General features: G+C 65.0%; 12 protein-coding genes. 3 read left to right on the top strand and 9 right to left on the bottom strand.

Annotated features, from left to right (window positions below; translation table 11 throughout):
- From ureG to QP413_RS06445, 8 genes are all read right to left on the bottom strand, one after another.
- A complete protein-coding gene (gene ureG / locus QP413_RS06480) occupies positions 1-618 on the bottom strand; it encodes an urease accessory protein UreG (protein ID WP_012361011.1) in 618 nt (205 codons plus the stop codon).
- A 161-nt stretch (positions 619-779) separates the two neighbouring features.
- Positions 780-1,574, bottom strand: a complete 795-nt coding sequence (locus QP413_RS06475) for an urease accessory protein UreF (protein WP_148820293.1) — start codon at positions 1,572-1,574, stop codon at positions 780-782.
- The gene (gene ureE / locus QP413_RS06470) at positions 1,555-2,031 is read right to left on the bottom strand and encodes an urease accessory protein UreE (RefSeq protein ID WP_015381964.1); all 477 of its coding nucleotides are present in this window, start codon (positions 2,029-2,031) and stop codon (positions 1,555-1,557) included. The genes QP413_RS06475 and ureE overlap by 20 nt, the downstream gene beginning before the upstream one ends.
- Positions 2,032-2,177: 146 nt before the next feature.
- Positions 2,178-3,893: an urease subunit alpha gene (gene ureC / locus QP413_RS06465; protein ID WP_284781203.1), complete on the bottom strand. Its 1,716-nt coding sequence runs from the start codon at positions 3,891-3,893 to the stop codon at positions 2,178-2,180.
- Positions 3,894-3,946: 53 nt separating this feature from the next.
- Entirely contained in the window at positions 3,947-4,258 is a 312-nt protein-coding gene (locus QP413_RS06460) for an urease subunit beta (protein WP_015381962.1), read from the bottom strand.
- Between the two features lie 60 nt (positions 4,259-4,318).
- Positions 4,319-4,621: an urease subunit gamma gene (locus tag QP413_RS06455; protein ID WP_015381961.1), complete on the bottom strand. Its 303-nt coding sequence runs from the start codon at positions 4,619-4,621 to the stop codon at positions 4,319-4,321.
- A 334-nt stretch (positions 4,622-4,955) separates the two neighbouring features.
- A complete protein-coding gene (locus QP413_RS06450; protein ID WP_284781201.1) occupies positions 4,956-6,749 on the bottom strand; it encodes a choline/carnitine O-acyltransferase in 1,794 nt (597 codons plus the stop codon).
- 10 nt (positions 6,750-6,759) lie between these two features.
- Positions 6,760-7,989, bottom strand: coding sequence for a YibE/F family protein (locus tag QP413_RS06445; protein ID WP_284781200.1), 1,230 nt, complete (start codon positions 7,987-7,989; stop codon positions 6,760-6,762).
- A 123-nt stretch (positions 7,990-8,112) separates the two neighbouring features.
- Between QP413_RS06445 and QP413_RS06440 the strand changes: the two genes are divergently transcribed.
- The 3 genes from QP413_RS06440 to QP413_RS06430 all read left to right on the top strand — a co-directional run bounded on the left by QP413_RS06440 (position 8,113) and on the right by QP413_RS06430 (position 11,031).
- Entirely contained in the window at positions 8,113-9,264 is a 1,152-nt protein-coding gene (locus tag QP413_RS06440) for a nucleoside hydrolase (RefSeq protein WP_284781197.1), read from the top strand.
- Between the two features lie 196 nt (positions 9,265-9,460).
- Positions 9,461-10,297 carry an alpha/beta fold hydrolase gene (locus QP413_RS06435; protein ID WP_284781195.1) on the top strand — a complete coding sequence of 279 codons (837 nt, stop codon included), beginning with the start codon at positions 9,461-9,463 and terminating at the stop codon, positions 10,295-10,297.
- Positions 10,294-11,031 (top strand): alpha/beta hydrolase, encoded by a 738-nt coding sequence (locus QP413_RS06430; protein ID WP_284781194.1) that lies wholly within the window; start codon positions 10,294-10,296, stop codon positions 11,029-11,031. Before QP413_RS06435 ends, QP413_RS06430 begins: the two co-directional genes overlap by 4 nt.
- Before the next feature lie 104 nt (positions 11,032-11,135).
- Here QP413_RS06430 and metE read toward each other — a convergent pair whose 3' ends face one another.
- Positions 11,136-13,418 carry a 5-methyltetrahydropteroyltriglutamate--homocysteine S-methyltransferase gene (gene metE, locus QP413_RS06425; protein ID WP_284781192.1) on the bottom strand — a complete coding sequence of 761 codons (2,283 nt, stop codon included), beginning with the start codon at positions 13,416-13,418 and terminating at the stop codon, positions 11,136-11,138.
- Positions 13,419-13,612: the final 194 nt, after the last annotated feature.

Below are 13,612 nucleotides of genomic sequence, written 5' to 3'. Positions count from 1 at the left end.
TTAGCTCTCCGCCAGGTCGCTCATCAGGACGTCCTCGCGGATCCAGCGCAGGACGCCGTCCAGGCCCTCGTCGGTCTTCAGGTTGGTCATGACGAAAGGCTTCTCGCCGCGGAAGTTCTTGGAGTCGGCCTCCATGACGGACAGGTCAGCGCCGACGTAGGGTGCCAGGTCCGTCTTGTTGATGACGAAGAGGTCGGATTTGATCATGCCCTGACCAGCCTTGCGCGGGATCTTCTCGCCCTGCGCGACGTCGATGATGTAGATGGAGAAGTCGACGAGCTCCGGAGAGAAGGTCGCGGAGAGGTTATCGCCACCGGACTCGACGAAGACGATGTCCAGGTTTGGGTGGCGCTTAACGATCTCCTCGTAGGCCGCGTCGTTCATGGACGTGTCCTCACGGATCGCGGTGTGCGGGCAGCCACCGGTCTCGACACCGATGATGCGGTCCTCGTCCAGGACGGAGTTGCGGGCCAGGATCTTTGCATCCTCGAGGGTGTAGATGTCGTTCGTGATCGCGGCCATCTCGATCTCGCCGTCGAGGGCGCGGGTGATGCGCTCGATGAGCTCAGTCTTGCCGGAGCCGACCGGGCCACCGATGCCAATCTTGATAGGTGCCATGATTCTCTAGGCCTTCCTTCTTGTCTTCTTTTCTTCTCTAATATTTTCAGCGCGCCGCTGGTCTTGGGTATTCCCCGGGTTGCGGGGGAGCAGCGGGGGCGCGGTGCCCTTGTGCCCCGCCGGAGGATCCTTGGACGACCGGCGGGCGCGTGCCCCAATGGCTAGGACATAAACATGCGGGAACGGTGCGTCTCGTGCTGAATCTGCGCGATCTCCAGGCCGGGGGAGGACATGCCCAGGTCAATCATCCCCAGGGTCTGGATCTTCTCCGCGGTGCGGTTGATCACCGGGTACATCGCGGAGAGCACGCGCTGGCCGGCGTCCTGGCCGATCGGGATGCCGCGGATTCCGTTCTGGGTCAGCGAGACGGTCAGCTGCATCAGGTAGCTGCGCACCGCCTCGACAATGTCCAGACCCAGCACACCGAGCGCAAGCCCGTGCACGATGGCGGGGCTGCCGTGCAGCTCGCCCTCGCGGACGTCCTTGCAATAGCGCTGCAGGATCGGGGACTCGGGCACCGCGACGGGGCCGATCTTGGCCATGCGGGTGCCCATCGAGGAGTTCGCATCGCGGACCTGGCGCGGCACGAGGGAGACGTGCGCGAGCTGGTCCAGTTCAGCCAGGCGCGCGTAGGCGGCGTCCTCGTCGATTTCCTTGCTCTTGACCTGCGCGCCGACCTCTGCGGCGAAGCGGCAGATCAGGCCGTCGTTATAGGCAGCCTGGCGCAGGTAGGCCCGCAGCCAGGTCGCGAAGGTCTCCGGGTCGTGGACGTCGTCGCGCTGCAGGTAGGTCTCCATGCCGTAGGAGTGGCTGAAGCCACCGGTGGGCAGCGCGGAGTCCGTGAAGTGCAGCATCGCGAGCTGCGCGCGAACCGCGGAGGGGACGTGCTGTGGGCCGGTCTCGGCCTGCTCGGTCTTCTTCCCGTTCTTCTTGCTCTTAGTGGGAGTGTTCTGCATGGCGGAATGCCTCCGGCATAACTCGGTCTTCGCGCGTGTACTGCGCGTCGACGTGCTTGAGGTGGTCCTCGACCGTGTGGTCGTACTGGAGCACCATGACGGTCTCGCCGTATTCGGAGTCCTCACCGAAGAACTGGGCCTGGAGGTGGCGGTTGCCCAGGGAGTGAGCGACCTTGCCCATCTCCAGGGTGTTGCGCGGGCGGTAGACCAGGACGTCGGTGGGCAGCACCTCGACGGTGATCAGCAGGTCGTCGTTCTGGTACAGGATGTCGCCGTCCTTGAGCTCCTTGACCTCCGACGGCAGGCGGAGGCCGATCTCGCGGTCCGCGTCGGTGGTGACGCGCTGGATGCGCTTGACCAGGTCGAGGTTCGGCAGCTTGACCTTTTCCTCGGTGTACTGGGAGATCTCATCGGCGGAGAGCTTCGCGCGGTTCCCCAGAATCTCGGTGATAATCATTTCCGGCTCCTAATAAATGACGTTGTTCAATTGACTGCGTGTTTATTTATGCAGCCTCAAGTCTAACGAAAAAGAATGCACCGCGATGACGGCAAAAGCCGCCGGTCGCGGTGCATTAGATCACAGAAGCAATACTGCCTTTGGCTTTAGAAGAGGAAGAACTTCTGGCCCATTGGCAGGGTCTCGGTCGGCTTGGAGCCCTCGACGAGCTCGCCGTCCAGGCGAACCTGGTAGGTCTGCGGATCCACCTCGATCTTCGGGGTGGCGTCGTTGTGCTTCAGATCCTTCTTGGTGATCTCGCGCATGTCGCGTGCCTCGAGCAGGGCACGGCCACCGCGCAGCTTGTCCTCGAGGCCGGACTGCAGTGCAACACCCGGAACGAAGGTTACTGCTGCGGTCTCGGCGGCTGCACCGGTAGCGCCCCAGTTGCGACGGTAGGTCACCGGCTGTGGGGTCGGGATGGAGCCGTTGGAGTCGCCCATCTCGGAGTAAGCAGCCTGGCCGGACTTCAGGACCACCTTCGGCTTCACGCCGAAGAAGCGCGGCTCCCAGAGCACCAGGTCAGCCATCTTGCCAACCTCCACGGAGCCAACGAGGTGGCTGATGCCGTGGGCGATGGCCGGGTTGATGGTGTACTTGGAGACGTAGCGCTTGATGCGGTTGTTGTCGTTGCCCTCGGAGTCGCCCTCCAGCGGGCCGCGCTGCTGCTTGTTGATGTGTGCGACCTGCCAGGTGCGCAGGACGACCTCACCGACGCGACCCATGGCCTGAGAGTCGGAGGAGGTAATGGAGAACACACCGAGGTCGTGCAGCACGTCCTCAACGCCAATCGTCTCGCCACGAATACGGGAGTCTGCGAACGCGACATCCTCCGGGATGTCCTTGTTCAGGTGGTGGCAGACCATGAGCATGTCGAGGTGCTCATCGACGGTGTTCTTGGTGAACGGCAGGGTTGGGTTGGTCGACGCCGGAATCACGTTCTTCTCGCCAGCGATAGCGATGATGTCCGGAGCGTGACCACCGCCGGCACCCTCGGTGTGGAAGGTGTGGATCGTGCGGTGGTCGATCGCCTTAATCGTGTCCTCGAGGTAGCCGTACTCATTCAGCGTATCCGTGTGGATAGCGATCTGGACGTCCAGCTCATCCGCAACCTGCAACGAGGTGTCGATGGCGGAGCGGGTCGCACCCCAGTCCTCGTGGATCTTCAGGCCGATGGCGCCCGCGCGGATCTGGGCCTTCAGGGGACCTGGGACTGCCGCGTGCCCCTTGCCGAGGAGGCCGATGTTCACCGGTGCGTCGGAGGTGGCCTCGATCATGCGGTGGATGTGCCACTCGCCCGGGGTAATCGTGGTTGCCTTGGTGCCATCAGCCGGGCCGGTGCCGCCACCGATGAAGGTGGTGGTGCCGTTCGACAGTGCGGTGTCGAACTGGTCCGGGGAGATGAAGTGAATGTGGGTATCGATTGCGCCCGCGGTCACGATGGTGTGCTCACCGGCGTAGGCCTCGGTGTTGACGCCGACTGGGATGTCGATATCGTCCTGGATGTCCGGGTTTCCTGCGCGGCCGATGCCGACGATCAGGCCGTCGCGGATGCCGATGTCGGCCTTAAAGATGCCGGAGTGGTCGACGATGATCGCGTTGGTGATGACGGTGTCCACGACACCCTCGTCGCGGGTCATGCGGGCGTTCATGCCCATGCCCTCGCGAATCACCTTGCCGCCACCGAAGCCGACCTCGTCGCCCTTAGCGGTGAGGTCCTTTTCGATGCGCAGAACCAGGTCGGTATCAGCAAGACGAATGCCGTCACCCGTGGTCGGGCCGTACAGCTCCCCGTACTGCTGACGAGAAATCTCGTAAGCCATGAATGCTCTCCTTAGGAGTGAAGTGTGAGAAGTTGTTCGCTGTTTTAAGCGGGTTAGTCCAGCGGGCCGTTGATCTGCTGGTTGAAGCCATAGGCCTGACGGTGGCCTCCGAAGTCGACGAGGTCGACAGTGCGCTTATCGCCTGGCTCGAGGCGGACAGCGGTGCCAGCAGGGATGTCGAGACGCTTACCGTAAGCAGCGTCGCGGTCGAACTCCACAGCCTTGTTGACCTCGTAGAAGTGGAAGTGGGATCCGATCTGGATCGGGCGGTCGCCAGTGTTGGTGACCTCGATGGTCGTGGTCTCGCGACCCTCGTTCAGGATGATCGGCTCGTCGCCGATGAAGTACTCACCGGAAATGGTCATTGAGAAAATCCTCTCGAAGCGTGCCGGTTGCGCGGCCAAACGTGAAGGTTTGGGCGCTACTTAGCGAATCGGGTTGTGGACAGTGACAAGCTTCGTGCCGTCCGGGAAGGTGGTCTCCACCTGGACGTCGGAAATCATCTCCGGGACGCCTTCCATGACGTCGTCGCGAGTCAGGTACTGCTGGCCCTCGCTCATGAGCTCGGCGACGGTCTTGCCGTCACGGGCGCCCTCCATGAGCTCGGCGGTGATGTACGCGACCGCCTCCGGGTGGTTCAGCTTGACGCCGCGCTCCTTGCGGCGACGCGCCACGTCGGCGGCGACAACAATGAGAAGCTTCTCCTGCTCTCGTGCTGTGAGGTGCATGTCTCTCCTGTGGTCAAAGAATGGTTGAGTGAACCCTTATTGGCTCACCGCTCTGCCGATTAATGCCTATTGCTATTCATCAATGCGGCAGGAGCCATGACACCCCGAAGTCTACCAGTTTTAAGGAGGGGGTAATGGGCGGATGTGAAGCAACAAAGTAATGGTCAAACACCTGAAAGACAGTTCGCGCAATGGGGGTGCGGAAATGTGATTAAGGCCATTGTTTTCGTGATGGTGATTGATATCACCAAATACATTTCCTGCCCTTAGATAAGTGATTCAGGCAATAAATAAAGGCCGACGCGGATAATCCGCGCCGGCCCAGTTGAGGAGCCTAATTCTTCAGTGCAGCCAGGTAGTCGGCGAGCAGCTGACCAGCAGTCACGAGGTTCTCCAGGAACCACTGCGGGTCCTCTGCACTCTCGCTGTAGCTCACCAGGTACTCGATGTGGTCCTGATTCGGCGTGTAGTTCACGCCGAAGCCCTCGGCGACGGTCGGTGCGAAGGCATAGCGAATAATCTGATCCGCCGAACCCACCGACGTCGTGGAGAGGAAGTCCCGGAGCGCGAGCGCTACCCCCTCGTCCTTCAGCAGGGCGATGCCGTCCGCACCCTCCTCGGACTTCCGAGCGGTGAAGTTCAGTGCCCACAGGTGGCGGTCGATGCCCGCACCCGCCTTGCAGCTCTTCACCCACCCCCGGTGGGCGGCGAGCACCGCGTCCAGCTTCTCGCGGAGCTCCGCATCCGCCGCAGCGGACTCCGCGTCCTCCGCCTTGATCAAGGCCTTAGCGAAGGCCACGGCCTCCGGGGTCGCAGCGCGCAGGCACTCCGTGCGTCCCGCCTTGTACTCCCGCATGTCCACAGCCTCGTAAACCCCGCGGGTGCGGCCAAAGGTCAGCTCTTGAGCCAGGGTGAGGATGAGCTGGCTCATCGCATCGGCGCTGAACTTGAAGGGAATCTCATCCTGCGGCAGGCGAGGGGCATCCACGATGCGCAGCTCCGGCTCCGCGCCAACGCTCGCCCCGCCCGGGGTGCCCACGCTCGCCAGCTCTTCCGGCACCCGAACCCAGGTCAGCTCCTCGGGGCGGGCCAGCGCCGGCGAACCCGGGGCCTCGTCCTTGACCTTGACCTCCTGGATGCGTCGCAGCGCCGTGACCAGGGTCGCGCCGTCCACCGTGGAGTGCTCCACGTGCATGGCCTGGAAGTTCTGAACCGTGCTGATCACGTAGGTGATCGGCTTGTAGACCCAGGCCAGCCCTGTGCTAAACGCAGCACGCCGCAGCAGCTCCGCCTCGGAGCCGCGGGTCGAATCGAGAGAGACGTGGAAGAGCTGGTCGCGCAGCTGATCGTAGGTCTCGGCGTTGTCCCGGTCGCGGATCATCTCGTTGAAGGGCTCCGCCAACAAGCCCGAGCCCAGGTAGCTCATGTCCGCAAAACCCGCGCGCGCGACGAGCGCCTCGCCGTCGGCCTCAGCCTCCGGGGCAGGGGCATCGACGATCTTGCCGAGCGCGGCGCGGATCGTGGAGATGGACGGGGCGTGCCCGCTGCCGTCGGAAATGGGGACATTCCACATGCGTCCCTCATGCAGCACGCCGATCCGGCGGCTGCGCGCCCCCTTCGTGCAGCGCAGGATCTCGTCGCGATCCACATTCGGGTGGCGCAGGCCGCCGTTGAAGCAACGCCACTGTGTCGAGCTCAGCGGGTTATCGCGGAAGTCGCGCTCCTCCGGCATCTGCCCGCGCGCCTGCATCAGGTGCACCTCCGCAACGCGGCGGATGACGCGAGCCACCCGATCCAGGCCTTCACCGGCGACGTCGATGCGTGCCTGGAAACCGACGTTCGTGGTCACCGGGAGGGAGGTGCGGACGTCGAGGTAATCATCCAGCCACTGCTCGGCCAGCCAGCTGGAGTTCTCGGCCTCCTTCTCCTCGGCGAACTCCCGCAGCTGAGCCTGCAGGCGCGGCCCCTCCTGCTGCTTGAAAGAGGCGATGGCCTCGTCGGTGTGGACCAGCTGATCGTTGCTGGCCACGGCACTGACCACATGCCGCAACCGACCCAGGGTGTCCTCTAGCTCCGGCAGCGGCAGAGGCTTCAAAATTGCAGCATTGGATACCGGGTTATTCGTCATGAATTTAATCCTAATGGCTGTGGATATGCGCGTGCCCCGAATCCCTGCTGTTTGGGTCCGCGGTCACAGCCGCGATGGCGGTAGTCAGCGGAATCGCGAGCAGCAACGCGATCGCGCCCGTGACGGAACGCAGCAGCTCGGTGGCCATCACGTCCGAAGTCAGCACCTGCTCGATCGGCCGACCGGAGATGCTCAGCAGCAGCATCATGGGGATCGCCACACCCGCGTACCCCAACACCAGGGTGTAGACCATCGAAGCGATGTGATCCTCGCCGACCCGCATGGCGTTGCGGAAAAGCTGCCAGGACGAGGCGTCCGGCTCCGCGCGCTTGAGTTCAGTGATCGTAGAGGCCTGCGCGATCGTGGCGTCGTTGAGTACGCCCAGCGCGCCGATGATCATTCCGGCCAGCATCAGCCCGGTGATGTCGAGCTCCGGCAGGTAGAGCAGGATCTGCAGATTCGATTCATCCCCCAAACCCCGCAGAGAGGTGGAGTCGATGGCTAGTCCCGATAGCGCCGTGGCGATGGCTACCGCCACAAGGGAACCGCCCATCGCGGCCGCGGATTTCCAGTTCACCCCGTGGACGAGGAAGACGACGAGGAGGATGACGGTCGCCGCCGTCGTCACCGCCAACCACAGTGGGGAGCCACCCCGCAGCAACGCGGGCAGCAGGAAGGCGAGGATCATCACCATCGTGATCGCCAGCCCCACGAGTGCCCGCAGCCCGCGCCAGCGGCCGACCGCGATGATCAACACGATCGTGGCCAGCACCCACGCCCACAGCGGTCCCGTGCGGTCGTAGTCCTGGAAGGCATAAGTGCCGTGGCTGTGGATCAGCTTGATGCTATCGCCCTCATGTAGCTCCGGTTCGCCGGGCATGTGCCGGGACTCTAGTGCGGTGTATGTGCCCTCGTCGGCACCCTCGGTGAGCCGGACGATGACCTGCGTGCAGTGCTTCTCCGCGAAGGGATTCTTATCCTCCGGGATGGCTTCGCTGGTCACGCCGATCTCGGTGGCCCCGCACTTCGCGGGGCGGGTGAAGAGCACCTCGCCGCTGGTCAGCGCTCCCGCGTAGCCGGAATTTTGGTAGGCCGGGGTGATCTTGGGTTCTTCGCTGCTGTGTGGCCACTGCACGACGAGGGCGGCGAGGGTGGCGATGGCGAATACCGCCAGTCCGATGGCCAGCACCCACTGGGGTGTGCTCCACCGCTGCGTCGTTTTCTTATGGTGCTTGGCCACGGGTTATCCCTCGCTAAAAATGGCGCGCGGGCGGTCGCGTGCGCGCCGGGTAAAAGAAAAGTATTCCCATTAACTTTGGAGTACCTTACCCGGCGGTCGGGGTGATCGGTAGCGTGAGAAGCTGTGAGCACACCTTCCCTGACGGTCGTTGCCGACGTGGACACCGGCATCGACGATGCCCTGGCCCTGGTCTACCTTTACCGGTTGCATCTGGCCGGCCGTATCGACCTTTCGGTGACCACCAGCGCCGGCAACTGCACCGCCGATGACGCCGCCCGTAATTCCGCGGAAGTCTTCCGGGTCGCCGCCCAGCAGTGGGGACCTTCTTCTTTAGGACGTCACTGCGCCCAACGCGGTGAGGGGTCGGATACTGTGATCCCGAAGATCACGATCGGTGCGGCACACCCACGGGTGCTGCCGTTGGTGACGACGCCGGAAACTCACGGGCCGCGGGGGCTGGGCTACTGGCTGGGAGAGGCTGGCGACGCCCGGCGGGCGAGTCGGGCTGGCGCCTCGCCAGGACAGGCAGGGGGATCCCTCGCGCCGGGCGGCAGCACGCCGGATGGCACCGCGGCTGCAGCGGTGGCTCACTGGGCGGATGCGCAGCCCACCCACCTGCTGGTCTGTGGGCCTGCGACGAACCTGGCCTGGGCGGTGGAGCACGCCCCGGAGGTGCTGCGGGGGTGCCAGGTGGTCATCATGGGCGGGGCCTTCGGCTACCCCGGCAACACCACCCCGGTCGCGGAGTGGAACGCCTGGGTGGACCCGCACGCCCTGAAGTATGCCCTGCAGCACTGGCCCGAGGGTGCACCCCTGCCGGTGATCGCCCCGCTGAACATGACCGAGCAGGTGCTGCTCACCCCGGAACGGCTCCGCGACTGGGTCGGTGGACTCGACGCTCGGCAGGAGACTGGTCGGCAGGCTGACAGGCAAGGCGACTGGGCAGGCACGCAGGCGATGTCACAGCTCGGCCAACTGTTGACCGCCGCGCTTGAGTTCTACTTCGAATTTCACGAGCAGGTTGGGGTCGGCTACCAGGCGCAGATCCACGACCTTGCCGCCGCGATGGTGCTGCTTGAGGACGTGGACTGTGCCACCCGGGAGTTCCACGTGGACGTGGAAGCCGACTCCGAGCTCACTCGCGGTGCGACCCTGGCCTTCGACCCAAAACCGCCCTTCGGGCAGCAACTCACCCCGAATGCGCGAGTGCTGGAGCGCCTGGACGCCGCCGGGGTGCTGGAACGCTTCGGCGAGCTGCTGGCCGGCGAGCGTTGAGGCTTCCCCGCGTCGTGTCCGGGCCCGTTGTTAGACTTTCCACCGCGAAGTATCAACGTTGCTTGCCACCAATGGCAACGCGCTGAGACGCAAGAACGCGTGTTCAGCGGAGAAGGCGCGGCTGAGAAGAAACACGGACGAGAAAAACACGGTGAGGAGCAGCCCCTTAATGCGAGTAGGCCACAAAATTGCAGGAATGCTGGGAGGCCTCGGGCTACTCAGCGCCCTGGTTGCCCCGGCAGCGACCGCGGAGACACAGCAACTTTCCTGGGGTGATTGCCCCGCGGACGTCTTCGTCACGAAGCGGGCGAAATGCGCGGAGTTCCAGGTGCCGATGGACTACTCGAAGCCCGATGGGAAGAAAATCACGCTCACGATGAGCAAGATCCCGGCGACCGGTGCCAAGCGCGGCGTCATCGCTGGCAACCCGGGCGGCCCGGGCGGCAGTGCGCTGGAGATGTTCGCGGACAACGCCGCGCCAGACAAGCTCACCGGGCAGCGGGTCAAGCTCCCCGCCGATGTGCAGGAGCACTACGACCTCATCGCGGTCCAGCCCCGCGGCCTGGCCCACGGGGAGACACTGAACTGCAGTTACGGGCACCTCGCCAGCGGCGTCATCCCGACCCTCGCCGCCGGGCTCTTCCGAGACCTGTGCAACCTCGAGCAGCCCGGCTACTCCCAGCAGGTCACCACCGCAAACACCGCCCGAGACCTCGACCGGGCCCGCCAGCTGTTGGGGGAGGAGCGACTCAACCTCTACGGTGTGTCCTACGGCGGAGTGCTCATGGGCACCTACGCCACGATGTTCCCACAGCACACCGGCAAGGCCCTGATCGACAGCTCCGCGAGCCCCGAGAGCCTCTGGTTCAAGACCGGCCGCGACCGCGAATCCTGGCGCCGCGACGGGCTCACGATGTCTTCCAGTGGATCGCCGACCGGGACGACGAGTACCACCTGGGTACCACGCCGCTGCAGGTCTACCAGCGCTGGTCAGCCGTCATTGATAAGGAAAGCGGGGCACCCGCGCAGGTGACACCGCCGCCGGCCGAGATCGGCGACCTGCCAGCAGGGCTGAAGGAACACGCCAACGTCGTGCTGCCCGCCGCGAACCAGGCGTTGCCGCCCGCATGGAGACTCGGCTCAGCCATGGTCACGCTCGCCAAGGGTAAGCAGCAGGCCACGCTGACTTCCCCGCTGTTCACCTTCACCTACTTCGGAGCGCTGTATAACCCGGAGATGCGGCCGAAGCTCGCCGAGTACATCCGAACCGGCAAGCAGCCGAAGATGGAAGGCCAGGAGCTGGGGCCGAATGGCCGGCCGGTCAACCCCGTGACCGGCAAGGAGCTGACCGAGGAAGAAACCATGGGCCTGCTGGAGCAGATGACCTCCCTGGGGTCCGTGGAACGCTCGATCGTCTGCAACGACAACGCCACGCCGACCAAGCCCGAGATGCTGCCGCAGCTGTTCATCGACGAGCTCACCGGCGGCGATTCGGTCTCCGCGATCGAGGGCAACCTCGGCTCGGGCCGGGTGTGCGCGGGCTGGCCGCTGCCGCACCCGGGTGCGCCAATCAACGGTGAGAAGCTGGAGACCAAGCCCCTGCACGTGGGATTCAAAAATGATTCGGCGGTTACCGGCGATGCCATCTGGAAGATGCAGAAGGCTCTCGGTGGCGAGGCCGTGCAGGTGCCGGGCCACGCCCACGGCGTGATGCTCGTGGCTCCGGAGAAGGTCGCCGGCAAGGTCAGCGCCTACTTCAACAGCTAGCCACCCGCTCCTCGAGCATGGCAACGGCCCCACGCCGCAGGAGACACTTCCTGCAGTGCGGGGCCGAACGCTTATCCCAGCGTAAGAGGCTAAATCGCGGGGATTTAGAGGGTGGCGCGCGCCTTCTTCGCGGCGTCGACCAGCACCTCGAGGCTGGCGGTGGTCTCCTCCCAGCCACGGGTCTTCAGACCACAGTCCGGGTTGACCCACAGCAGCTCTGGGGCGACGTTAGCCAGCGCATCGGCCAGCAGCTGGTCGACCTCCTCCTGCTTCGGAACACGCGGGGAGTGGATGTCCCACACGCCCGGGCCGACGCCCAGGTCGTAGCCCGCCTCGTGCAGGGCGGCGAGCACCTGCATGCCGTTGCGGGCGGCCTCGATGGAGGTCACATCCGCGTCGAGGTCGCCGACCGTGCCGATGAGCTCGTTGAACTCGGAGTAGCACATGTGGGTGTGGATCTGAGTCTTCGGAGCCACGCCGGAGGTCGCCAGGCGGAAGGAGCCCACGGCCCACTTCAGGTACGCCGGCTGCTCAGCCTCCCGCAGCGGCAGCAGCTCGCGGATGGCCGGCTCGTCGACCTGAACAACCTTCGCACCAGCGGAGACGAGGTCGTCGATCTCGTCGCGCAGCGCCAGGGCAACCTGGTCAGCGGTCTCGCCCAGCGGCTGGTCGTCGCGGACGAAGGACCACGCGAGCATCGTCACCGGACCGGTGAGCATGCCCTTGACCGGCTTGTCGGTGAGCTTCTGGGCCTCCTCGAACCAGGAGACGGTCATCGGCTCCGGACGACGGACGTCACCGAACAGGATTGGCGGACGGACACAACGGGAACCGTAGGACTGCACCCACGCGTGTTCGGTGGAGTGGTAGCCCTCCAGCTGCTCGGAGAAGTACTGCACCATGTCGTTGCGCTCCGGCTCACCGTGGACGAGGACGTCCAGGTCCAGCTTCTCCTGGCGCTCGATGACGTCCGCGATCTCGTCGCGCATCGCCTGGGTGTACTGCTCCTCGGTGATCTCACCCTTGCGCAGCTTCGCGCGCGCCTGGCGGATCTGGGTGGTCTGCGGGAAGGAACCGATCGTGGTGGTCGGCAGCGGCGGGAGGTTCAGCTCTTCCTGCTGGGCCTTGCGACGCTCCTCGATATCACCGCGGTGGCGGTCCTCCTCGGTGATCTTGGCGGTGCGCTCGCGGACCTCGTCGTTGTGGGTCAGCTTGGAGGTCGCGCGGGACTGCACGGCCTCGCGGGCCTCGGCCAGTGCCTTCTTGTCGGCCTCGGTGCCCTCGCCGCGCAGGACGCGGGAGAGGAGGGCGACCTCGCGGATCTTTTCCTCACCGAATGCCAGCCAGCTGCGCAGCTCGTCGCTCAGGGTGGTCTCGCGGGACAGGGTGTATGGCACGTGCAGCAGGGACGCGGAGGTGGAGACAGCGACCGGGCCACGCTCGGCCAGCGCCTTCAGGGTCTCCAGGGCCGCGTCCAGGTCGGTGCGCCAGATGTTGCGGCCGTCAACCACACCGGCGACCAGCAGCTCCTCGCCGGTCCAGCTCGGCAGCTCCTTGCCGCCAGCGACGAGGTCGGCGCCGAAGGCGTCGATGCCCAGGCCGCTGAGGGTCTTGATGGCCTGGTCGGCGTCGCCGTAGTACGTCTGGACCAGCAGCTTCAGGCCAGCGTCGTGGGCGACCTGGGTGAGCTTCTTGTAGCCAGCCTTGACGCGGGACAGGGTGGCCGGGTCGACGTCGGTGACCAGGGACGGCTCGTCGAGCTGCAGCCAGGTGACCCCGCGGTTAGCGATGCGCGGCAGCAGGCGGCCGTAGGTCTCGAAGAGGGACTCCAGGTGCTCCAGCGGGTTCGAGCCGTCGGTGGAGCGGGCGAGTGCCAGGTAGGTGAACGGTCCGACCAGAACCGGGCGGACCTTGTCGCCGTGGCGGTTGACCTGGTCGCGGATGTCGTCGAGCCAGGCGCCGTCCTCGAGGCGGAACTCCTGGTCAGCGGACAGTTCCGGGACGATGTAGTGGTAGTTGGTGTCGAACCACTTGGTCATCGCGGAGGCCGGCAGCTCAGCGGTGCCGCGGGCAGCGGCGAAGAGGCGGTCGATGAACTGCGGGAGGCCGTCGTTCTCGTGGTCGCTGATATCGGCGACGCGCTCCGGCAGGGCGCCGAGGATCGCGGAGGTGTCGAGGATGGCGTCGTAGTAGGAGCGGCCCTGGAAGGGGGCGGAGTCGAGGCCCTCGTTGACCAGGCCGTCGGTGTAGTCATTGACCAGGCGGGTGGCGGTGCCGGCGAGGTCGCGGCCGGTGGCAGAGTCGCGCCAGTATGCCTCGAGCGCCTTCTTGAGCTCGCGATCAGGTCCGATGCGTGGGACCCCGGCGGTGGTTGCGTGGAAAGTCATGTTTTCCTTCTTCGTGGTTGGTGTTGGTGACTCACACAGCGGTCGTGCCCAACCCGAAGGCGCAAGAAAGCATGAAACCCCGGGTGATATTCCCTAGCGGCTGCGGCGGTGGTGGCGCACAGAGTGGTGGCTAGGTGGATATCTCAGGCAAAACCAACGGTTCCTACCGACCGTGTCCGGGGCTCCAGGGGTCG

This window comes from Corynebacterium sp. UMB4614 (genome assembly GCF_030217065.1).
Classification (GTDB): Bacteria; Actinomycetota; Actinomycetes; order Mycobacteriales; family Mycobacteriaceae; genus Corynebacterium.
Note: the sequence above shows the minus strand (reverse complement) of the source record. Positions and strands in the feature narration are given on the sequence as shown.